Origin of the sequence: Halomonas sp. B23F22_10, from assembly GCF_043496975.1 — a bacterium.
GTDB lineage: Bacteria > Pseudomonadota > Gammaproteobacteria > Pseudomonadales > Halomonadaceae > Halomonas > Halomonas smyrnensis.
Genome location: NZ_JBIEKF010000003.1, coordinates 67,210 through 89,152 on the forward strand (window position 1 = coordinate 67,210; position 21,943 = coordinate 89,152).

Sequence of the window (21,943 nt, forward strand, 5' to 3'; positions counted from 1 at the left end):
TGATAGGCTGGCAACGCGACGAAAGAAGCGCGGCTCTCAGGGCCGCGCTTCTTTTTTACCGGGAGAGAAACCTCAGCCGCGACGCCAGCGCGTGAGCAGCCACTGCCGAGCCGGGGTCTGACCCAGCAGCAGTAGCGCGATCGCGGTGGTCAGCAGCAGCGACAGCGGGTTGGTGACCAGCGCGGCGAGGAAGGCCGTCGCGCTGTCGCCCACCGAGGACATCGCCTGGCGATAGGTCTCGTCGAGTAGCGGCCCCAGGATAACGCCGAGGATGATCGGCCCCATCTGGAAGCCGAATATCTTCAGAAAGTAGCCGAGAATGCCGAAGCCGAGCATCCAGTAGACCTCGGTCATGCTGCTGTTGATCGAGTAGGTGCCGACCACGCATAGCACCACGATCAGCGGGATCAGCAGCGCCTTGGGCAGCTCCACCACCTTGGTGAAGAGGCGGATGCCGGTCAGCCCGAAGATCAGCAGGAAGATATTGGCCAGTGCCAGGTTGCCGACGGTGAACCAGAAGATGTGCGGCGACTCGACCATCAGCATGGGGCCGGGATTGAGACCGTGGATCACCAGTGCGCCGATGATGATCGCGGTCACTGCGTCGCCTGGCATGCCCAGGGTCAGCATCGGCACGTAGGCGCCGCCGACTGCGGCATTGTTGGCGGTCTCCGGCGCTACCAGACCCTCGTAGGCGCCATCGCCGAACGGCCGCGAGGGAGCTTTCACCGAGCGCTTGGCGTGGTCATAGGCGAACAGCGAGGCGATATCGCCGCCGGTGCCCGGCAGGGCGCCGACGATGACCCCTATCAGCGAGGTGCGGATCGACAGCGGCAGGTATTTGAGCACCATGCCCAGGGCCGGCACGATGCGATCAACCTTCTGGCGTACCGGCGCCTGGTGCAGGGCGTGCAGCTGGTAGAACGCCTCGGCCACCCCGAACAGGCCGATCATCACTACCACGTAGTGGATACCGCCCATCAGGTCGATGCTGCCCATGGTGAAGCGACCCTGGGCGGTGACCGGGTCCATGCCGACCAGCCCGATAATGCCGCCGAGCGCCACTGAAAAGATGCCGCGGGCCAGAGACTTGCCGGCCAGGGTGCTGACCAGCAGCAGTCCCATGACCGCAATCAGGAAGTAGTCGCGGGGCGCGAACTCGAGGGCCACGTCGGCCAGGAAGGGCGCGCTGCCGGCCAGCACCAGGGTGCCGAGCAGCCCGCCGATCACTGACATCACGGTGCTCAGGCCGATCGCCTGGCCGGCCTCGCCGCGCTTGGCCAGTGGATAGCCGTCGAAGGCGGTCACTACCGCCGAGGGCGCTCCGGGAATGTTCAGCAGGATAGCGCTGCGCGAGCCGCCGTAGACGCCACCGCAGTAGATGCCGACGATCAGCGCCAGGGCGTGATTGATGTCCCACGAGAAAGTGAAGGAGATCAGGATCGAGGCCGCCATCGTCACCGATAGCCCGGGGATAGCGCCGACGTAGATGCCGGCGAAGGTCCCGAGCGCCGTCAGCATCAGCAGTTGAGGGTCCAGCCACGCCATCAGCAGATAGGAGAAGGTGTCACTCATGGGGAGTCTCGGAGATCAGGGAAGATAGACGCGGAAGACCAGGGTGAACAGGCCATAGATCACGGCGATGGCGAACGCCGAGATCAGCAGCGAGCCGACGATCCGGTCACGGCGCAGGAAGACGAAGCTCAGTGCCAGGAAGCCGAAGGTGCTGGGGAAGAAGCCCAGTGGCCGAATGACCGCCAGATAGGCGACGGTCAGGGCGCAGAACGCCAGCACGACCGGTGGGAAGTGCTGGCGCAGGAAGCGGACGAGTTCGTCGAGCGGGCCGTGGCTGTCCGGTTTCGGTCGGCGGCGGTGGCTGACGATCACGGCGATGGACGAGGCGATCATGATCAGCGACAGGGCGATGGGGAAGGCGCCGGCGGAGTTGATCGAGGAGAAGCCGGTGATCCGGTAGGCCTGGTGGAACACGGCGAGACTGAAGATCAGCAGCAGCCAGTCGAAGGCGCGCTCGCCGGGCTGCAGCTTGGGAGGGGTGCGGCTCATGGAAGACTCCAGCGGGGGCAGCGAGCGGCGGACTCGCTGCCCCGGGTCTGACGGCCCCGGGCCGTCATGTCGGGTAAGGGCTAGGGGCGGGGAATGCCCAATGCCTCGGGAGAGGTCTCGACGGCGCCGGCGTCATACATCGACCAGGCGGTGACCGACTGCCAGTTGTCGAGGTAGGCCTTCGCCTCGTCGCCACGCAGGTTCAGCGGCTGGCCGCCGAAGTTGGCCAGGAAGGTCTGGAAGTCCTCGCTATCCACGGCCTGAGCATAGGCGTCCTCGAGGGTCGCCTTGATGTCGTCCGGCGTGTCCTGGCGCACGAAGACGCCCCAGAACGGGCCCCATGGCAGGAAGGACGCCATATCCGGCAGCGCCTGGGTGATCGGCGGCACGCCCGGCAGCGAGGCGATCTCGTCGCTGGACAGCACCGCCAGTCCCTTGAGCTTGCCGGCCTGGATATGCTCGCGCGCCGCCGCCAGGCTGAGCGGCATGAAGTCGATGTGATCGCCGAGCATGGCGGTGATGCCGGGGCCGTCCCCGCCGAAGGTGACGGTACGCACGTCGAGGTCGTCCACGGCGTTGATCATGGCGTGCAGGGTACTGGGCAGGCCGCCGGCGCCGGTGCCGCCCATGCGCAGCGTGCCGGGCGCCTCCTGGGCGGCCTCGAGCAGATCACTGAGGTCGTCGTAGGGGCTGTCAGCGGGGGCGGCGATCACCACCTGGCCCTGGCCGATGATGTTGATCGGCGTCATGTCGTCGTAGCCGAAGTCGGCCAGGCCCATCAGCCGATAGAGCTGGGGATTCTCGGCGCCGTAGAGCAGGTTGTAGCCGTCGGGGCGCTGCTGCATGACGTAGTGCATGCCGATCACGCCGGTGCCGCCGGGACGGTTCGTCAGCACCACGGTAGTGTCCAGAGCGTCCTCGACGTGGGGGGTGAGGCTGCGGGCGACGTTGTCGGTAGCGCCACCGGCGCCCCACTGGATCGTGCCCTTGAGGTTGCGCTCCGGATAGTCCGCCAGTGCCGTGCCGGAGAGGGGCAGGGAGCCGGCGGCGATGGTCAGTCCAGCGAGAAGGTATTTGAGCATCTTGAGATTCTCTATGGTTAACGGCTTATTATATTAATGTTCCCTACCATCCGAGCCCGGCGTGTCATGTTGCGCCGTGATCGGAGGGGAGGGGCGGCTGTTGATTGGTCGGCGAACGAGTTTGCCGCGCTCGCTGGAGCTGTCAATGGCTGCCTGGCATTCTCCGGTTCTTGCGTCTGTGCCCACGCCCGACGAGACCCTCGGCCATCACGCGCATCCTCGGGGTGTGCTCAGGAGACAAGACCATGCAACTGGGCCTGATTGGCAAGGCCATCATGAAGTCCAGCGCGCCGGACCTGCACGTGCGACTGGGCGAGCTGACCGGCATTCCTGCCACCTATGACCTGTTCGACGCCAACGAGATGCCTGTCGATACCCTCGCAAGCCAGGTGCGCCGGGTGATGGCGCAAGGCTATCGCGGCGTCAACGTCACCTTTCCCTGGAAGGAGGATGCCGTACGGTTGGCCGACACGGTCACCGAGGGCGCCCGCATGGTCGGCGCGGCCAACACCCTGGTGTTCGAGGACGGGCGCATCGTCGCCGAGAACACCGACTTCACCGGCTTCGTCAGCGGCTTTCGCGCCACCCTTGGCGAGCGCGCCCCGGGGCGGGTGCTGCTGGTCGGCACCGGCGGCGTGGGCAAGGCGGTGGCCTTCGGGCTCGGCCGGCTGGGCGCCGAGGAGATCGTGCTGCTCGACCTCGACGCGGCCAAGGCTCGCGGACTCTGCGAGGAGCTCGAGGCCGAGGGCTTACCGGCCTCGTGGATTCGTCCCGAGCGGCTGGCCGCGGCGGTGGCGCGCTGCGACGGGTTGGTCAACTGCACGCCCATCGGCCACGAGAAGAGCCCCGGCTGCCCGATGCCCGGCGAGCTGATCGAGGCCCGTCACTGGATCTTCGATGCGGTCTACGTGCCGGCGGTCACCGAGTTCATCGCCGCCGCCCGGGCGGCCGGGGCCAGCGTGATGAGCGGCGTCAGCCTGTTCGTCTTCCAGGGCGTGGACGCCTTCAAGCGCTTCTGCGAGGATGCCGACAGGCGCGCCGCGGCCGACGAACAGGCCGCCGCCCTGTTCGCCCACTACAAACGGGAACTGCTGAAGGAGAATGACGGATGAGCGTGGGCAAGGTCCTGGTGCTGCACGGCCCCAACCTCAACCTGCTGGGCACTCGCCAGCCGGAGATCTACGGTCACGAGACCCTGGCGGACATCGACGACGCCCTGCGCGCCAAGGCCGCCGATCACGGTTGGACGATCGAGTGCCGTCAGAGCAATCACGAGGGCGAGCTGATCGATGCCATCCACGCCGCCCGCCTGGACGGCACCGGGGCGATCATCATCAACCCGGCGGCCTACACGCACACCTCGGTGGCGATTCTCGATGCCCTGAACGCCTTCGACGGCCGGGTCATCGAGGTGCATCTGTCCAACGTGCACAAGCGCGAGAGCTTCCGCCATCACTCCTATGTCTCGCTGCGCGCCGACGGCGTGATCGCCGGCCTCGGCAGCCGCGGCTACCATGCCGCGCTGGAAGCATTGATCGTGGCCGGCTGAGAGCCACTTCCTGTCCCTTCGGGGCCGCCATGATGTCGGCCCTTGCGTTGCGGCCGCATCAGGCCCCGGCGAAGAGCGCCAGATGACGGCTCAGCCACAGCATCAGGCTGATGGTCACGAAGGAGGTCAGGGTGCTGACCATCAGCGTGGCGGCGGCGATGTCGTCCAGGCCGAAGCGCCGCCCGAGCAGCGGATAGATGCTGATCATCGGGGCGCAGGCGAACAGCAGCGCGCCGGTGAGCAGGGTGGGGGTGACGTCCGGCAGCAGCAGGAAGGCGCCGAAGACCGCCAGCGGATGCAGCACCAGCTTGCCCACCGCGATCTGGCCGATGTCGCGCACCATGCCCTTGGGTTTCAGCCCGTAGAGCGAGCCGCCGATCACGAACAGCGCGGCGGGGCCGGCGGCGCCGGCCAGCATGTCGATGACCCGGGTCAGCGGCGAGGGCAGCGACAGCCCCGTCGCCGACAGCAGCACGCCGATGGAGAGCCCGATCAGGACCGGGTTGCGCACCAGGCGCCGCCCCGTCTGGTGCAGCGTCTCGCGCAGGCCGTTGCCGGCCTGGTGGCCCAGTTCGGCGAGGATCAGCGCCAGCGGGATGATCAGCAGGTTCTCGATCAGCATGTTCAGGGCCAGGAAGACCGCCGCGGGTGGTCCGAGCGCCATGGCCGCCACCGGATAGCCGATGAAGCCGCTGTTGGACGCCGACATGCCCAGCGCCTGGATGGCACCGGTGCCTAGCGGCTTGCGCTGCAGCGTCATGGCCAGCGTCAGCCCGGTCGCGAACACCGCCAGCGAGCCGCCGCCGTAGGCCAGCAGGTAGGTGGGGTCGAAGACCTCGCCCAGCGGGTGCTCGGTCAGGGCGCGGATCACCAGTGCTGGCAACGCGAAGTACATGACGAAGGTGCCGACGCCCTGCAGCGGTGCCGCCTCGATGATGCCGCCGGCCCGGGCCAGATAGCCCAGGCCGATGATCAGGAAGATCGGGGTGGTGATGGCGAGAATGTCGAGCACGTAAGCCTCCCTGCCGTCGTGCCGGGGAATCGGTCTCAGCTGACGTGGGACCGGATCAGGCGCACCTTGTCCTGCAGCAGCGGCAGGAACGACTGGGTCAGGGTGTCGAAGTCGATGCGCGCGGCGTTGGTGCTGACGTTGATGGCGCCGAGCAGCGTGCCGGTGGCGTCGAAGGCCGGCACCGCCAGGGAGCGCAGTCCGGGATCCAGCTCCTGGTCGACGATGCTGTAGCCCTGCTGGCGGACCCGCTCGATGCAGTGGCGCAGCTGGGCCTTGTCGATGATCGAACGCTCGGTATGGGCCTCGAGCGTGACCCGCTCGAGGTAGGCGTCGAGCGCGTCGTCGGGCAGCTGGGCCAGCAGCACCCGGCCCATGGAGGTGTAGGCCGCGGGCAGGCGCGTGCCGACCGACAGGGTGATGGCCATCAGGCGGTGTCGGGCCGACGAGCGGCACACGTAGGTCACCTCGTCGCCGTCCAGCACCCCCAGCGACGAGGATTCGCCGATCTCGGTGGTGATGTCTTCCAGATACTGCTGGATCACCGCGCGATACTGGTTGGCCGACAGATACGAATAGCCGAGCTGCAGCACCTTGGGCGTCAGCTCGAAGTGGCGCTGCTGCTTGCGCACGTAGCCCAGGGCATGGAGCGTCAGCAGGAAGCGGCGGGCGCGGGCACGGTTCATGTCCGTCTTGGCCGCGACCTCGCTCAGCGTCATGCGCGGGGTGTCGTCATCGAAGGCCTGGATCACCTCCAGGCCGCTGGCCAGGGCGGTGACGAAGTCGCGATCGTCCGGTGTCAGGGTGTCGTCTTGCATGGGCGCATCATCGCAGGTTATCCGTCTCGAGTTGATGGGGCATCCGCCAACAATCTAGCATAATGTTCGAAATGCGAACACTTGTACGACCTTGGTCCGAGTCGCCATGGTCGCTCTGGATTGCCACTTCCTGCCCACCGCGGAGATTCTGCCATGCCCGTCGATATGCTCCAGTCCCCCTTCATGAGCCAGGAGGCCCAGGCGGCCAGCCGCGACGAGGACTTCGTCGGCGCGATGCTGGCCTTCGAGCTGGCCCTGGTCGAGACCCAGGAGGCCGAGGGCGCCATCCCCGCCGGCACCGCCGAGCGCATGAGGGCCCATCTGGAGGGGCATGCCTTCGACGTGCCCGCCATCACCGCGGGCATCGCCAGCGGCGGCAACGCCGCCATTCCCTTCGTCAAGGCCGGCCGCGCCGCGCTGCCCGACGATCTCAAGCGCTACTGGCACCTCGGCGCCACCAGCCAGGACGTGGTCGACAGCGCCCTGATGCTGCTGCTCGCGCCGAGGCTGGCGCGGCTCGACGCGTTGCTGGAGCGCTGTCGAGCCGCCGGCATCGCGCTGATGTCGCGCCACGACGAGACCGTGATGGTGGGGCGCACGCTGATGCAGCAGGCGCTGCCGATCACCTTCGGTGTCAAGGTGGCGCACTGGGCGCTGGGCCTCGAGGAGGGGCGCCGGCGGCTGGCCGGGCTGCCGCTGCCGGTGCAGTTCGGCGGTGCGGTGGGCGTGCACTCGGGTTTAGACGGGCCGGGCCGGGAGGGCCTCGGCCTCGGCGTCATGGACGGCCTCGCCGCGCGGCTCGGCCTGGTGGCGCCGGTGCTGCCCTGGCACACCGATCGCCAGCCGATCCATGCCCTGGCCAGCGCCGTCGATGCGCTGGCCGGTGCCGCCGAGAAGCTGGCGCTGGACGTCTCGCTGCTGACCCAGACCGAGCTGGGTGAGGTGGCAGAACCCGCCGGCGAGGGCATGGGCGAATCGTCGTCGATGCCCCACAAGCGCAATCCGGTGCGCTGCGCGATGATCCGCGGGGCCTGCCGCCGGATCCATGGCCATGCCTCGGTGATCCTCAACGCCACGGCGCAGCCGCTGGAGCGTGGGCTCGGCGAGTGGCACGCCGAGTGGACGCCGCTGGTCGACGGTGTGCTGCTGCTGGAAGGCGCGCTGGAGCAGGCCGCCGTGCTGCTCGAGGGGCTGGAGGTCAACGCCGAGGCCATGCGCCGCAATCTCGCGGTGACCGGCGGCGCGATCATGGCCGAGCCGGTGGCGCGGCGGCTGACGCCGCAGCTGGGGCCCGATGCCGCCAAGGCGTTGGCGGCGGACGCGGCCGAGCGCGCCCGACAGGCGGCTTGCCCCTATGCGCAGGCCCTGGAGGCACTGCTGGGGGAGCGGCACCCCGAGCTGGCGGGCGCGATCACCCGTGATGAGCTCGAGGCCGCCACGGATCCAGCCTTATACCTTGGTAGCAGCAAGGCCCAGGTCGCGCGTGCGGCTCGCTGGCTAGAAGGCTGAGTAAATGTTTGAAAAATAATCGAAATTCGATCGATACCAGGAGCCGGCCATGCCGGCTCCTGGCGTTTCCGGCGTTTGACGCCGCCGGGCGTGCGGATTAATTTGTTCGTACTGCAAATCTATGTGCGCATAGCGAACTTTCAGCGTGCATGGAGATCGAACAGCAACCGTGAACGCCGGCGATCCCTGCACACTCCTCGATCCGGGCGTTCCCCTCAAGAGGCGACTATCATGGCCGAGATCCTCAGCCTGCATGACGCGGTGGCGCGCTACGTCGAAGACGGCGCCACCGTGGCCATGGAGGGCTTCACCCACCTGATTCCCTTCGCCGCCGGGCACGAAGTCATCCGCCAGGGCAAGCGCGACCTGACCCTGATCCGCATGACGCCGGACCTGGTCTACGACCAGCTGATCGGCGCCGGCTGCGCCAGGAAGGTGATCTTCTCCTGGGGCGGCAACCCCGGCGTGGGCTCGCTGCACCGCCTGCGCGACGCGGTGGAGAAGGGCTGGCCGCACAGGGTCGAGATCCTCGAGCACAGTCACGCCGCCATGGCCTGTGCCTTCGAGGCCGGCGCCGCCGGGCTGCCGCTGGCCGTGCTGCGCGGCTACGTCGGCAGCGAGCTGCCCAACGTCAACGACCAGATCAAGTTCATCGAGTGCCCCTTCACCGGCGAGCGCCTGGCCGCGGTGCCGTCCGTGCGCCCCGACGTCTCTATCGTCCACGCCCAGAAGGCCGACCGCGCCGGCAATGTGCTGGTCGAGGGCATCGTCGGCGTGCAGAAGGAGGCGATACTGGCCGCCACGCACAGCATCGTCACGGTCGAGGAGATCGTCGACGATCTCGACACCCATCCCAACGCCTGCGTGATCCCGGGCTGGGCCATCGACGCCATCGCCGTGGCCGAGCAGGGCTCGCTGCCGTCCTACGCGCACGGCTACTACCCGCGCAACAACCGCTTCTACAAGGAGTGGGACGCCATCGCCCGCGACCGCGATGCCTTCACTCAGTGGATCGAAGAGAACGTCATGAACGCCGGGGGGAATGCCTGATGAGCCACGTCGAGAAGAGCCTGGACTACACCGCCGGCGAGATGATGACGGTGACCGCCGCGCGGGCGCTGGAGAACGGCACCACCTGCTTCGTCGGCATCGGCCTGCCCAGCGAGGCCGCCAACCTGGCGCGCCTGACCCACGCCCCGGACGTGGTGCTGATCTACGAATCCGGCACCCTGCAGACCAGGCCCGAGGTGCTGCCGCTGTCGATCGGCGACGGCGAACTGTGCGAGACCGCGCTGACCACCGTCTCGGTGCCGGAGATGTTCCGCTACTGGCTGCAGGGCGGCAAGATCAACGTCGGCTTCCTCGGCACCGCCCAGATCGATCGCTACTGCAACCTCAACACCACCCTGATTGGCGACTACACCTCGCCCAAGGTGCGCCTGCCGGGCGGCGGCGGGGCGCCGGAGATCGCGACCAACGCGGGCGAGGTGTTCATCACCCTCAAGCACTCCAAGCGCGCCTTCGTCGACCAGGTCGATTTCATCACCACCCTGGGCTTCGGCCGCGACGGCAAGGGCCGCGATGGCGTGCCCAACATCGGCAAGGGCCCGACCCGGGTGATCACCGACCTGTGCGTGATGAAGCCGGACCCCGAGACCAAGGAGCTGGTGGTAGTGTCGCTGCACCCGGGCGTGACCGCCGGGCAGGTCCAGGAGGCCACCGGCTGGGAGATCCGCTTCGCCGAGACCCTGGAGAGCACCCCGGAGCCTAGCGCCCATGAACTCGAGGTGCTGCGCGCGCTCAAGGATCGCACCGCTCAAGCCCACGCGGGCCAGTAAACCAGGAGATCACCGCATGACCGACGTCTATCTCTGTCATCCCCGCCGCAGCGCCATCGGCCGCTTCGGCGGCACCCTGGCAAGCCGGCGCCCCGACGACCTGGCCGCCGACATCTTCAAGGCGGTGCTGGCCGAGGCGCCTAAGCTCGAGGCCGCGGCAATCGAGGAAGTCTTCATGGGCTGCGCCAACCAGGCCGGTGAGGACAACCGCAACGTGGCGCGCATGTCGTCGCTGCTGGCGGGCCTTCCGGCATCCATCCCCGGCACCACCATGAACCGTCTGTGCGGCTCGGGCATGGACGCGGTGGGCACCGCCTTCCGCGCCATCAAGGCCGGCGAGATGGACCTGGCCCTGGCCGGCGGCGTGGAGTCCATGTCCCGCGCGCCCTACGTGATGGGCAAGGCCGAGAGCGCCTATGCCCGTGGCCAGCAGATCGAGGACACCACCATCGGCTGGCGCTTCGTCAATCCGCTGATGAAGAAGGTCTACGAGACCCACTCGATGCCCGAGACCGCGGAGAACGTCGCCGAGCAGTTCGGCATCTCCCGCGAGGATCAGGACGCCTTCGCCGCGCGCTCCCAGGCCAAGGTCGCCAAGGCACAAGAGGCCGGTCGCTTCGCCGAGGAGATCGTCGCCATCGAGATCCCGCGCCGCAAGCAGGAGCCGCTGAGCTTCGATACTGACGAGCACCCGCGGGCCGGCACTACCGTCGAGAAGCTCGCCAGGCTGCCGACGCCGTTCAAGGCCGAGGGCGGCAGCGTCACCGCGGGCAACGCCTCCGGCGTCAACGACGGCGCCGCGGCGATGCTGGTGGCCAGCGCGTCCGCGGTGAAGCGGCATGGCCTGACGCCGATGGCGAGGATTGTCGGCATGGCCACCGCCGGCGTCGAGCCGCGCATCATGGGCTACGGCCCGGTGCCGGCCGTGCGTCGCCTGCTCGAGCGCACCGGCGTGTCGCTGGACGAGATCGACGTCATCGAGCTCAACGAGGCCTTCGCCGCCCAGGCGCTGGCCTGCATGCGCGACCTGGGTCTTGCCGACGACGATCCCCGGGTGAATCCCAACGGCGGCGCCATCGCCCTGGGCCATCCGCTGGGCATGTCCGGCGCGCGGCTGCTGCAGACCGCTGCTGTGGAACTCCAGAAGACCGGCAAGCGCTACGCGCTGTGCACCATGTGCGTCGGCGTGGGGCAGGGCATCGCCACGCTGATCGAGAGAGTGTAGAAAGAGACGCTCGACCGTCTCGGGGGCCGGCGTCGCCAGCCCTTCCCGTTTCCTGTACGGAGAGAACGCATGGCATTTCTGAACATCGACGGACGCAGCGTGGCCTATCGCCTGCTCGGCGCCGAGGCCAATCCGCTGGTGATCCTGGCCCATCCGCTGGGCATGACCCAGGCGGTCTGGGACGACCTGCTGGCGGCGCTTCTGCCGCGCTACCGGGTGCTGACCTGGGACCTGCCCGGCCACGGCGCCAGCGAGGCCTGGCCGGCCGACGGCGGCGAGATCACCCCCGAGGCGCTGGCCGCCGAAGCGCTGGCCCTGGCCGAACAGGCCGGCGCGGCGCACTTCCACTTTGTCGGCACCTCCATCGGCGGCGTGATCGGCCAGCAGCTGCTCAAGGCGCACGCCGAGCGACTGCTGTCGGCGACCCTGACCAATACCGGCGCGGTGATCGGCAATGCCGAGCTGTGGGCCACCCGGGCCGGACGCGTGCGCGAAGAGGGCCTGGCGGCGATGGCCGGCGAGATCGTACCGCGCTGGTTTGCGCCCGATCTGGTGGCGCGCGTGCCGGCGCTGGACCAGGGCTGGCGCGTGCAGATGGGCCGCACCGACGACGAGAGCTACGCGCGGCTGTGCGAGATGCTCGGTCGCACCGACTTCCGCGGTCAATTGAAGGGCCACGGAGTCGACGTGCACCTGCTGGGCGGCAGCGAGGACATGGCCACCCCGCCCGAGACGCTGCAGACCCTGGCCGCCGAGTGCGACGGCGCGCCGCTCGAGGTTATCGAGCGCATCGCCCATGTGCCCTCGGTGGAGGCCCCGGAGATGGTCGCCAAGCGGCTGCTCAAGTGGATGGCCGCGGATCGCGCGCGGGTCGGCGAGCAGGGCGTGGCCTACGCCGAGGGCCTCGAGACCCGCAAGCAGGTGCTGGGCGAGACGCACGTGGCGCGCTCCACCGAGAACGCCAACAGCCTCGACGCGCCCTTCCAGCAGATGATCACCCGTCTGGCCTGGGGCGAGCTGTGGGGCAACGAGGACCTCACCCGCGCCGAGCGCAGCATGATCACCACTGGCATCCTGGCCGCCCTGGGGCGCGAGGAGCTGGAGCTGCATCTCAAGACCGCCAGGCGCATCGGCCTCAGCGAGGCCCAGCTGCGCCAGGTGCTGATGCACGTGGCCGTCTACGGCGGCGTGCCGGCGGCCAATCATGCCTTCGCCCTGGCCAAGCAGCTGGGCTGGGGCGAGGCGCAGGACTGACGTCGGAGGAGCCCCAATGCTGAGCTCACGCATCAAGCTGCGCCATCTGCAGGCCTTTCTCGAGGTGGCGCGGCAGCGCAGCTTCGCCCGCGCCGCCGAGCGCCTGGCGATCAGCCAGCCGGGCGTGTCCAAGACCATCCGCGAGCTCGAGGAGATCCTCGGCGCCGAGCTGTTCGAGCGCGGGGCCCAGGGCGTGGCGCTGACCCAGTCCGGCCTGACCTTCCTGCGCCACGCCGGGCCGGCGATCCGGGCGCTGGAGGAGGGCATCGGCGCGGTCGGCGATGCCCATCAGGGGGCGCGCTGGCTGCGCGTGGGGGCGCTGTCCACCGTGGAGAGCCGCCTGCTGCCCCTGGCCATTCGGCGCTGGCAGGCCGCCCAGTCCTCGGAGTCGGTCGGCGTCGACGTGGTGACGGGGCGCAGCGCCTCCCTGCTCTCGCAGCTGCGCCTCGGCGAGCTCGACCTGGTGGTGGGGCGCATGACCGAGGCGCGCGAGATCCGCGACCTGACCTTCGAGCATCTCTACTACGAGCCGCTGGTGCTGGTGGTGCGCGCCGGCCATCCCCTGGCCGGCGTCGCTTCCCTGGCGCCCGGCCGGCTGGTCGAATTCCCCTGGGTGCTGCCGCCGCCGCAGACCACGCTGCGTCAGCGGGTCGACAGCTTCTTCGTGCGCCATGGGCTGGAGCGACCCGGCCGGCTGCTGGAGACCCTGTCGCTGCCGGTGAGCCTGGGCTACACCCGCGACAGCGAGGCGATCTGGGTGGCGCCCCGGGAGGCGGTGATCGAGGAGCTCGAGGCCGGCCGACTGGTCGAGCTGTCGCTGCCGCTGGAGGGGCAGGGCGGTTCGGTGGGGCTGTGCATCAACGCCAGCATGCAGCCCTCGCTGGCGCTGGAGGCCTTCTGCGAGGCGCTGCGCGAGACGGCCTCCGAGCGCTGATGTGATGATGCTCAACCCATAACCATAGGGTTATGGGGTCTCGGCGAGACGTCAATTGGCAGCCCTGAGGCAGGGCGCCACACTGCCGATATCGGTCCGGCGCGCCCGCGGTGCGTCGTCCTACTTCACGCCAGCAAGAGAACTCGAGATGCAAAACGACAACAAGCGCTTCGTGGAGCGCGACCGTGACTGGCATCCCCCGGCCTATGCCCCCGGCTACAAGACCAGCGTCGCCCGCTCGCCGAGCCAGTCCCTGGTCAGCCTGCAGACGCCCAGCGCCTCCGAGCTGACCGGCCCTGACTTCCGCCGGCTGCGCATGGGGCGCCACGACAACGACCTGCTGATGAACTTCCGCGAGGATCCCGCCCTGGCGGGCAGTGCCGGCCTGCCGGCGGGCGAGCGGATCATCATGTTCGGCCGCGTGGTCGACCAGTACGGCAAGGCGGTGCCGCATACCCTGGTGGAGATGTGGCAGGCCAACGCCGGCGGCCGCTACCGCCACAAGAAGGACGGCTACCTGGCACCGCTCGACCCCAATTTCGGCGGCGTGGGCCGCTGCCTCACCGACGAGCAGGGCTGGTACCGCTTCCGCACCATCAAGCCCGGCCCCTACCCCTGGGGCAACGGCATCAATACCTGGCGCCCGGCGCATATCCACGTCTCGGTGATGGGGCCTTCAATCTCCACGCGCCTGATCACCCAGATGTACTTCGAGGGCGATCCGCTGATCCCGCTGTGCCCGATCGTGCAGACCCTGCGCGACCCCGAAGCCGTCGAGACCATGACCGGTCGTCTCGACATGGCGCGCAGCCGCCCCATGGACTGCCTGGCCTACCGCTTCGACCTGGTGGTACGCGGCGAGCTGCAGACCTATTTCGAAAATCAATGAGCTGGTTCGAGAATCAGTGATACAGGATCAGGGGACCCTCATGAAACAGCCCAATTCCCAGCCCACCGCCGAGCTGATGCTTCGCGAGACCGCGTCCCAGACCGCCGGCCCGTACGTGCATATCGGCCTAGCCCTGGACGTGGCCGGCCTGCCGGAGCGTGACGAGGAAATCTGGAACCGCATGGCCCGGCCCGAGGCCGAGGGCGAGCACATCGAAGTGGTCGGCACCGTCATCGACGGCAACGGCGACCTGGTGCGCGACGCCCTGCTCGAGGCCTGGCAGGCCGACGCCCGGGGCGAGTACCGGCCCGAGTTCGACCTTGAGCAGCCGTTCAACGGCTTCGGCCGCACCGCCACCACCGCCGAGGGCGCCAGCGAGTGGCGCCTCGAAACCATCAAGCCGGGCGCCGTCACCCGCGGCGACGGGCGGGTGATGGCGCCGCACATCAACCTGGCGATCTTCGCCCGCGGCGTGAACATCCACCTGCAGACGCGCCTCTACTTCGAGGACGAGGCCGAGGCCAACGCCGCCTGCCCGGTGCTGAACGCCGTCGAATCCCCGGCCCGCCGCCAGACGCTGATCGCCCGGCGCGAGGAGGCCGATGGCCGGGTGCGCTATCGCTTCGACATCCGCCTGCAGGGCGAGGGCGAGACGGTGTTCTTCGACTTCTAGACGCAGCACCGAACACAGCCGTCCACAGGACGCGAAAGGCCCCGCCTCGGCGGGGTTTTTTTCTGCCTGATGGCCTGGCGTCGGTGAATGATCGAAGGCCCCGGCATTCAGGCTGATGCTGGCAAGGCGGAACAACGCGAAACGGCGGCCCCAGGGCCGCCGTTTCGCGTCGAGACATTGGAGATGGGGTATCAGGCCGAGCACTGCCTCTTGAGAGCCATGGCGGCGTCATAGACCGCCTTGGCGCGCTCACCATTTTCGTTTAGATAACGATCGATGGTGTCCTGCAGCACCGGACCCCAGTCGTCGTCATCGAGGGCATTCTCAATGACCAGGATCTCGTCGCCGGCCGCCTCGGCTTCCTGGCGACCCTGCTGGATCAGCTCGTCGTAGACGGCGGCGGCGCGTTGAGCCCATTCGGGGCCGCTGTGCTCGTCGATGACGCGCTGCAGGTCAGGAGGCAGCTGCTCGTAGCTGCGCTGGCTCATGGTGGCGAACAGCGACAGGTCGTAGAGCGGAATCTCGGTGTGGTGATTGGCCAGATCGTTGAGCCGGAAGGTCTTCATGGCCTCCCAGTTGAAGCTCAGCCCGTCGACCACGCCACGCTGCATGGCGGTATAGACGTCCGGGGCCGGCATGCCGACGGCCTGCGCATCGAGGCGCTCGAACATGTCGCCGACCAGTGGTGTGGGGCGGCGGAGGCGCAGACCCGCGAGGTCCTCGGGTGTCTCGATCGCGCGCTCTTGGGTATGCAGATAGCCCGGGCCGGTGGTGAACAGGAACAGCGGGCGGGTATCGGCGTATTCGTCGTCCAGTTGCCCCTGGTCATAGAGCGACTGCAGGATGCAGGCACCCTGGGCGGCGCTGGACGACACGCCGGGCAGTTCGACTACCTGGGTCAGAGGGAAGCGGCCGGCGGTATAGCCCTGTGCCGAGGCGCCGATATCGGCGATGCCGTTGGCGGTGCTCTCGTACGTCTTGTCGGACTTGGTCAGGGTCTGGCCGGGATAGACCTCTACCTCCAGGCGGCCGTCGGAGGCGTCCTCGACGCTGGAGGCCCAGGCCTGGAAGAGTTCCTTGTCGATCAGCGAGCCGCCGGGCCAGACATGGGCGACGCGCAGGGTCGTCTCGGCGAACGATGCCTGGCTGGTCAGGGCGCAGGCCAGGGTGAGACCGGTCACGATCGGGGTGAGTCGCATGGCATCCTCATTGTGTCGTTATGGTTATGGGGAACGGGGAGGGCTCAGAGGTCCAGTACCAGGACCTTGCTCTTGGCGCGCGAGCAGCAGGGGGTGAACTGGTCGTTGGCGGCGTGTTCATGGTCTTCGAGGTAGAGGTCGCGATGATCGGGCTCACCCTCAAGCACGCCTGTCAGGCAGGTGCCGCATACGCCCTGCTCGCAGGACACCATGATCTCGACACCGTTCTCGGCCAGCACCTGATGCACGGTCTTGTCGGCCGGCACGGTGTAGCTGTCGCCGCTGCTGGCGAGCCTGACCTCGAAGCTGTCGTCATCATCGCTGGTGGTCACGGCACCGGCGAAGTATTCGCTGTGCAATCGGTCGGTTGGCCAACCGCGGGCCTTGGCGTTGGACATCACCGCCTCGATGAAGCCGGAAGGGCCGCAGACGTAGACTCGGGCCTCGGGATCCGGGGTGCCGAGAAGCGCCTCGAGGTCGAGTTTCTGTGACGCTTCGCCGTCATCGAAGTGGAAGCGCACCCGGTCGCCAAAGGTGGAGGCGTCGATGCGTTGGCGGAAGGCCGTGCGCTCCGGCGAGCGGGTGCAGTAGTCCAGACTGAAGTCAGTGTCGGTATGGGCCAGGCGTTCGGCCATGCACAGCAGCGGCGTGATGCCGATGCCGCCAGCCAGCAGTAGGATGCGCTCGGCCGGCTCCAGCGGGAAGTGGTTCTTGGGCGCGCTGATCTGCAGCAGGTCGCCTTCTTGGATCTCGTCGTGCATGGCCTCGGAGCCGCCCCGCGAGCCCGGATCTCGCAGCACGCCGATCTGGTAGCGGTCGCGTTCCTCGGGGGGGTTGCAGAGCGAGTACTGACGTATCAGGCCGTCCTTCACCCGTACGTCGATATGCGCGCCGGCGCCGAAGGCCGGCAGCGGCCGGCCGTGGGGGTCGGCCAACTCGAAGGTGACGATGTCTTGGGCTTCCTCGCGGCGGGCCTTGACCTCGACGATCAATGAAAGGGATGCCTGACTCATGAGGTGGCCTCCTCAGACTGGGGCTCTCGTTCCTCGGCGAGGATCCGGTCGATGATGCGACGCGCCTGGACGCCGCCACCGTCGATATTGAGCTTGAGCAGCTGCCGGTCGGGGTAGCGCAGCAGGTTGCGCTGCTGCGACTCCAGCATCTCCAGGTCCTCGGCGAAGATCTGGCCCTGCCCCTCGCGGATGCGGTCTGTGAGCGCCTGATCTTCCGGGTTGAAGTTGCGCGCCATGCCCCAGAAGTACCAGATCGAGGTGTCGGTCTCGGGGGTGATGAAGTCGACCACGATGCTTGAGGCCTTGACCTCCGCCGGCGCCTCGTAGCCGCCGTGGCCGGCGTGGGCCACGCCGACCTCGATCAGCACGTGGCTGGGCGGCGTGAAGCGGCAGATCTGCCAGCGATCCACCGGCACGTCGTCGGCCAGGCCGTTGCCGCGCAGCGCAGCTTGCCAGAAGGGCGGGGCGGGGATGCGTTCCATGTGACGCTCGGTGATCGCCTCGTCGCCTTCGGTGCGGTTGACGGGAGCCGCTTCCTCGATCTCCGGCTGGCCGATGCTGGAGGCGTGCACGTAGGTCTCGTGGGTCAGGTCCATGAGATTGTCGATCATCAGGCGATAGTCGCAGTGGATGTGGTAGAGCCCGCCGCCGTAGGCCCAGCCCGGATCCTCGGCCCAATGCAGCTCGGGAATCAGCGCAGTATCAGCTTGTTCGGGGTCGCCCGGCCAGATCCACACGAAGCCGTGGCGTTCCTCGACCGGATACGCGCGAATGCTCGGGAAGCCTCTGACTCGCTGGCCCGGCATGCTCGAGCATTTGCCGTCACAGCCCATCTCCAGACCGTGATAGCCGCACACCAGCTGGCCGTCGCGCACGAAGCCCAGCGACAGCGGCGCGCCACGGTGGGGGCAGAAGTCCTCGACGGCAGCGACCTTGCCTTCCTCGCCACGGAAGAAGACGATCGGCTCGTTGCAGATGGTACGGCCCAGAGGCTTGTCTTCCAGCTCTTCCGGAGTGCAGGCGACGTACCAGGTATTCTTGGGGTAGGGCGCTTGATGGGTCATGGGATCTCCTCGGTGACTCGGTCAAGGTCGTTTTTCTTTGGATCCAAAGTTAAGGTTTTTTGCCCTCAAGAGGTCAACTTATCCTTTAGTTGGATCCAGTGATCGTTGGGTAGTCAAACAAATGATGAAGGTAGGGAAATCAGGTGAGTAACAGTGGCAAGAGCGTGGTGGGTCAGCTGCGTCGATGGATCAGTGAGGGCGAGCTTGTCCCCGGCCAAAGGCTCGGGGAGGTCGCGGTCGCCGAGCAGCTGGGCGTCTCGAGAACGCCGGTTCGCCTGGCGTTTCGCACCCTGGAGCAGGAGGGGCTGCTGCAGCGGGCCGGCAAGCGCGGCTTTCAAGTGCGCGAGTTTTCCGACACCGACGTGCGCTGTGCGGTCGAGGTGCGAGGGGTCCTGGAGGGGCTGGCGGCGCGACGCCTCGCCGAGCAGGGACTGTCATCCGAACTTCACGATCAGCTGGCCAATTGGATCCAAAAAGGACGGGAGCTGCTCGCGAAGGGATATCTCGTCGAGGACGATGTCGCCGACTGGAGCGAGTTGAATCTCGGTTTTCACGGGACGATCGTGGCCGCGGCCGGGAGTGATGTCGTCGGCGATGCGATCGCTCGTAATAACCACCTGCCGTTCGCGGCGGCGGATTCGATCATCCTCGATACGGCATGGCTGGAAAGGGAATATCGCAAGCTGCAGTTGGCGCAGATGCAGCACGAGCTGGTGTTTCAGGCGCTGCGTGATGGTGAGGGCGCGCGGGCCGAGATGCTGATGCGTGAACATGCCTTGATCGGCCTGCGCTACACCGAGGTGCTGGAGGGAAGATCGCGCTGAGTTTAATGGGGTTAATGGATCCCGGATGCGACCAAAGTCGCTTTTCGCCTAAGCGGCGGGTGGTTTATCTTCAGGCTTAAATCACGAACACATGTTCACCATGCGAACTTTCCATGGTGCATCACAACGATACAAGACGTTCGGAGAAGCCCCATGAAGACTCATGTCACCGCCTGCCTGCTGGCTGCTTCCGTGGCCGGCCTGACCGCCGCCTCCGCCGAGGCCGCCACCACCCTGCGCATGGCCCACTTCTGGCCCGGCGCCTCTGCCATCAACCAGGACCTCTTCGAGGACTGGGCGCAGACCATCGAGGAGGCGTCCGATGGCGAGCTGCGCGTCGAGATGTATCCCTCCGGCACCCTGGCCAAGCCCGATGGCATCTACGAGGCGGCGGCCAACGGCATCGCCGACATCGGCGCCACCGCTCAGGGCTATACCGCCGGGCGCTTCCCGCTGTCGCAGATCGTCGAGCTGCCTGGCGTGGCCACCAACGCCACCCAGGGCGCCTGCGTGCTGCAGAGCCTCTACGACGACGGCCACCTGGACGCCGAGTACGAGGACACCCGCCCGCTGTTCATGTTCACCACCGGGCCGGGGGGCATCCACACCATCGACACCGACGTGCAGGTGCCCGCGGACCTCGAGGGGCTGCGCATCCGCCGCCCGACCTCCGTGGCCGGCGATATCCTCGAGAACATGGGTGCCAGCCCGGTCGGCATGCCGGCCCCGGACATCTACACCGCCATGCAGCGCGGCGTGATCGACGGCCTGAGCTTCCCCTGGGAAGGCATGAAGGTGTTTCGCCTCAACGAGCTGACCGAGCACCACACCGAGGTGCCGTTCTACTCGCTGATCTTCGTCGCCACCATGAGCCAGCGCACCTATGACCGCCTGAGCCCCGAGCAGCAGGCGGTGATCGACGACAACTCCGGCATGCAGTGGGCCGAGAACGCCGGCGCGGTGTTCGACCGCCTCGACCGCGAGGGCAAGCAGGAGGCCGCCGAGGCCGGCCATACCATCCGCGAGATCGCCGATCCGCTGCAGGACGCCGACTGGCAGAAGCCGCTCCAGGACGGCATCGACGGCTACCTCGCCGGCCTCGAGGAGCGCGGCCTGCCGGGCCGCGAGGTCTACGAGGCGGCGCTGGCGGCCAGCGAGTCCTGCGCGGCTCCCCAGGAATAAGCCATGATGACGGCCTATCTGGAACGGGCCAGCCGCGGGCTGGCCCTCGTCTGTCGGGTGGTGGCCGGCGTCGCCCTGGTCGCCCTGCTGGCGGTGACCATCGCCGATGTCAGCACCCGCTATCTGTATCGCCTCTCCGAGGGCGCCATCGCCCTGCGCGTGACCGGCAGCGTCGAGCTGGTCAGCTATCTGATGCTGTGCTCGCTGCTGGCGGCCATGGCCGCCAACGTCGAGAAGAGCCAGGTGGTGGTGGAGGCCTTCTCCCATGGCCTCGCGCCGGCCATCAAGCATCGCCTGCACGGGGTCTATCTGCTGGGCTTCGCGGCCCTGGGCCTGATCCTTTGCCTGGGCCTGTTCGACTCGGCGCAGAGTGCCGCCTCCCACGGCGAGGTGACCCAGGACCTGCGCCTGCCGATGAGTCCCATCTACTACGCGGCGTCGCTGCTGAGCCTGCTGCTGGGCGTGCGCAGCCTGATCGAGGCGCTGCTCGGCGCGCTGTTCGGTCACGAGTCGGAGGTGTCCCATGGGGAGTGAAATGATCGGCGCGCTGGGCCTCGGCGCGCTGCTGATCCTGATGATCCTGCGCGTGCCGGTGGCGCTGACCATGCTGATCGTCGGCGTGGTGGGCTTCGCCCAGGTGATCAGCTGGGACGCGGCCATCGCCCAGCTCAAGACGGTGCCGGTGGAGGTGCTGTCCAACTACAGCTTCAGCGCGGTGCCGATGTTCATCCTGATGGGCGTACTGGCGGCGCATTCCGGCATGGCCGGCAAGCTGTTCCAGGCCACCCGGGTGATCTGCGGCGGCTGGAAGGGCGGGCTCGCCATCGCCGCGGTGGGTTCCTGCGGGGTGTTCTCGGCGATCTCCGGCTCGTCGCTGGCCACCGCCAGCACCATGACCCGCGTCGCGCTGCCGGAGATGGAGCGCTACGGCTATCACCGCGGCCTGGCCACCGGGGCGTTGGCCGCCGGCGGCACCCTGGGCATCATGATCCCGCCGTCCATCGCGCTGCTGATCTACGCCATCCTCACCGAGCAGTCGGTGGGCGACATGTTCATGGCCGGGCTGGTGCCGGGGCTGATGGGGCTGGTGATGTACGCCCTGACCGTGACCGTGGTGATGCGCATGAAGCCGTCGCTGGCCGTGGCCGGCGAGGCCACCCCGTGGCGCGAGAAGCTGGCCTCGCTGGGCGGACTGGTGCCGTTCTTCGCGGTATTCCTGATCATGATCCTGGGCATCTACTTCGGCATCTTCACGCCCACCGAGGGCGCCAGCGTGGGGGCCTTCGCCACCCTGCTCTATGCCCTGGCCAAGGGCCTGCGCGGGCGCGACCTGTGGCGCGCGGTGCAGGAGACCCTGTCGCTGTCGACGGTGGTGTTCTTCATGCTGGTGGGTGCCGACACCCTGGGCTACTTCATCTCGGTGTCGCGGATCTCGTTCTCGATCAGCGACTTCCTCTACGGCATGGACCTCGCGCCGATCGTGATCGTGCTGTGCATCCTGCTGATGTACTTCGTGCTCGGCATGTTCATGGATGCCATCGCCATGCTGGTGATCACGGTGCCGGTGGTGTTCCCGATCATCCAGTCACTGGGCGTCGACCCGGTGTGGTTCGGCATCGTCACGGTGCTGACCGTGGAGCTGGGGCTGATCACCCCGCCGGTGGGCATGAACGTGTTCGTGATCAAGGCCATGGCGCCGCACGTGGCGCTGGGCGAGATCTTCCGCGGCGTGTCGCCGTTCATCGCCTCGGACTTCCTGCGCCTGGCACTGCTGATCCTGTTCCCCGCGCTGACCGGCCTGTTCTTGCTGTAAGCCT

General features: G+C 67.8%; 22 protein-coding genes. 14 read left to right on the top strand and 8 right to left on the bottom strand.

Annotated features, from left to right (window positions below; all coding sequences use genetic code 11):
- Positions 1–72: 72 nt before the first annotated feature.
- From ACGTNF_RS07395 to ACGTNF_RS07405, 3 genes are all read right to left on the bottom strand, one after another.
- Positions 73–1,575, bottom strand: coding sequence for a tripartite tricarboxylate transporter permease (locus tag ACGTNF_RS07395; protein ID WP_394601129.1), 1,503 nt, complete (start codon positions 1,573–1,575; stop codon positions 73–75).
- Positions 1,576–1,590: 15 nt separating this feature from the next.
- Positions 1,591–2,064 carry a tripartite tricarboxylate transporter TctB family protein gene (locus ACGTNF_RS07400; protein ID WP_394601130.1) on the bottom strand — a complete coding sequence of 158 codons (474 nt, stop codon included), beginning with the start codon at positions 2,062–2,064 and terminating at the stop codon, positions 1,591–1,593.
- Between the two features lie 80 nt (positions 2,065–2,144).
- Positions 2,145–3,146, bottom strand: a complete 1,002-nt coding sequence (locus ACGTNF_RS07405; RefSeq protein WP_394601131.1) for a Bug family tripartite tricarboxylate transporter substrate binding protein — start codon at positions 3,144–3,146, stop codon at positions 2,145–2,147.
- A gap of 245 nt (positions 3,147–3,391) precedes the next feature.
- Between ACGTNF_RS07405 and ACGTNF_RS07410 the strand changes: the two genes are divergently transcribed.
- Both ACGTNF_RS07410 and aroQ read left to right on the top strand, forming a co-directional pair.
- Positions 3,392–4,258: a shikimate dehydrogenase family protein gene (locus ACGTNF_RS07410; RefSeq protein ID WP_394601132.1), complete on the top strand. Its 867-nt coding sequence runs from the start codon at positions 3,392–3,394 to the stop codon at positions 4,256–4,258.
- Positions 4,255–4,695: a type II 3-dehydroquinate dehydratase gene (gene aroQ, locus ACGTNF_RS07415; protein WP_394601133.1), complete on the top strand. Its 441-nt coding sequence runs from the start codon at positions 4,255–4,257 to the stop codon at positions 4,693–4,695. Before ACGTNF_RS07410 ends, aroQ begins: the two co-directional genes overlap by 4 nt.
- A 58-nt stretch (positions 4,696–4,753) precedes the next feature.
- Here aroQ and ACGTNF_RS07420 read toward each other — a convergent pair whose 3' ends face one another.
- On the bottom strand, positions 4,754–5,707 hold the full coding sequence (locus ACGTNF_RS07420) for an AEC family transporter (protein ID WP_394601134.1): 954 nt from the start codon (positions 5,705–5,707) through the stop codon (positions 4,754–4,756).
- A 35-nt stretch (positions 5,708–5,742) separates the two neighbouring features.
- Positions 5,743–6,522 (bottom strand): IclR family transcriptional regulator domain-containing protein, encoded by a 780-nt coding sequence (locus ACGTNF_RS07425; protein WP_394601135.1) that lies wholly within the window; start codon positions 6,520–6,522, stop codon positions 5,743–5,745.
- A gap of 153 nt (positions 6,523–6,675) precedes the next feature.
- Between ACGTNF_RS07425 and ACGTNF_RS07430 the strand changes: the two genes are divergently transcribed.
- The 8 genes from ACGTNF_RS07430 (at position 6,676) to pcaG (ending at position 14,844) form a co-directional block, all read left to right on the top strand.
- On the top strand, positions 6,676–8,031 hold the full coding sequence (locus ACGTNF_RS07430; protein ID WP_394601136.1) for a lyase family protein: 1,356 nt from the start codon (positions 6,676–6,678) through the stop codon (positions 8,029–8,031).
- 231 nt (positions 8,032–8,262) lie between these two features.
- Positions 8,263–9,081, top strand: coding sequence for a CoA transferase subunit A (locus ACGTNF_RS07435; RefSeq protein ID WP_394601137.1), 819 nt, complete (start codon positions 8,263–8,265; stop codon positions 9,079–9,081).
- A complete protein-coding gene (locus tag ACGTNF_RS07440) occupies positions 9,081–9,869 on the top strand; it encodes a CoA-transferase subunit beta (RefSeq protein ID WP_444875009.1) in 789 nt (262 codons plus the stop codon). The genes ACGTNF_RS07435 and ACGTNF_RS07440 overlap by 1 nt, the downstream gene beginning before the upstream one ends.
- A gap of 16 nt (positions 9,870–9,885) precedes the next feature.
- A complete protein-coding gene (gene pcaF / locus ACGTNF_RS07445) occupies positions 9,886–11,094 on the top strand; it encodes a 3-oxoadipyl-CoA thiolase (protein WP_394601138.1) in 1,209 nt (402 codons plus the stop codon).
- Between the two features lie 69 nt (positions 11,095–11,163).
- Positions 11,164–12,348: an alpha/beta fold hydrolase gene (locus tag ACGTNF_RS07450; RefSeq protein ID WP_394601139.1), complete on the top strand. Its 1,185-nt coding sequence runs from the start codon at positions 11,164–11,166 to the stop codon at positions 12,346–12,348.
- 16 nt (positions 12,349–12,364) lie between these two features.
- A complete protein-coding gene (gene pcaQ / locus ACGTNF_RS07455; protein ID WP_394601140.1) occupies positions 12,365–13,282 on the top strand; it encodes a pca operon transcription factor PcaQ in 918 nt (305 codons plus the stop codon).
- A 148-nt stretch (positions 13,283–13,430) separates the two neighbouring features.
- Positions 13,431–14,171, top strand: a complete 741-nt coding sequence (gene pcaH, locus ACGTNF_RS07460; protein WP_394601141.1) for a protocatechuate 3,4-dioxygenase subunit beta — start codon at positions 13,431–13,433, stop codon at positions 14,169–14,171.
- Between the two features lie 40 nt (positions 14,172–14,211).
- Positions 14,212–14,844: a protocatechuate 3,4-dioxygenase subunit alpha gene (pcaG, locus tag ACGTNF_RS07465; RefSeq protein ID WP_394601142.1), complete on the top strand. Its 633-nt coding sequence runs from the start codon at positions 14,212–14,214 to the stop codon at positions 14,842–14,844.
- Positions 14,845–15,035: 191 nt separating this feature from the next.
- On the opposite strand, the gene ACGTNF_RS07470 is transcribed toward pcaG, so the two are convergent.
- From ACGTNF_RS07470 to ACGTNF_RS07480, 3 genes are read right to left on the bottom strand one after another with little or no spacing between them, the layout of a single operon-like run.
- Complete coding sequence (locus ACGTNF_RS07470; RefSeq protein ID WP_394601143.1) at positions 15,036–16,043, bottom strand: TRAP transporter substrate-binding protein; 1,008 nt, start codon at positions 16,041–16,043, stop codon at positions 15,036–15,038.
- A gap of 44 nt (positions 16,044–16,087) precedes the next feature.
- On the bottom strand, positions 16,088–17,056 hold the full coding sequence (locus tag ACGTNF_RS07475) for a PDR/VanB family oxidoreductase (RefSeq protein WP_394601144.1): 969 nt from the start codon (positions 17,054–17,056) through the stop codon (positions 16,088–16,090).
- Entirely contained in the window at positions 17,053–18,120 is a 1,068-nt protein-coding gene (locus ACGTNF_RS07480; protein WP_394601145.1) for an aromatic ring-hydroxylating dioxygenase subunit alpha, read from the bottom strand. Before ACGTNF_RS07480 ends, ACGTNF_RS07475 begins: the two co-directional genes overlap by 4 nt.
- A gap of 143 nt (positions 18,121–18,263) precedes the next feature.
- Between ACGTNF_RS07480 and ACGTNF_RS07485 the strand changes: the two genes are divergently transcribed.
- From ACGTNF_RS07485 to ACGTNF_RS07500, 4 genes are all read left to right on the top strand, one after another.
- Positions 18,264–18,944 (top strand): GntR family transcriptional regulator, encoded by a 681-nt coding sequence (locus tag ACGTNF_RS07485; protein WP_394601146.1) that lies wholly within the window; start codon positions 18,264–18,266, stop codon positions 18,942–18,944.
- A 153-nt stretch (positions 18,945–19,097) separates the two neighbouring features.
- Complete coding sequence (locus ACGTNF_RS07490) at positions 19,098–20,126, top strand: TRAP transporter substrate-binding protein (RefSeq protein ID WP_394601147.1); 1,029 nt, start codon at positions 19,098–19,100, stop codon at positions 20,124–20,126.
- A gap of 3 nt (positions 20,127–20,129) precedes the next feature.
- A complete protein-coding gene (locus ACGTNF_RS07495; protein WP_394601148.1) occupies positions 20,130–20,660 on the top strand; it encodes a TRAP transporter small permease in 531 nt (176 codons plus the stop codon).
- Entirely contained in the window at positions 20,650–21,939 is a 1,290-nt protein-coding gene (locus tag ACGTNF_RS07500) for a TRAP transporter large permease (protein WP_394601149.1), read from the top strand. The genes ACGTNF_RS07495 and ACGTNF_RS07500 overlap by 11 nt, the downstream gene beginning before the upstream one ends.
- Positions 21,940–21,943 lie beyond the last annotated feature (4 nt).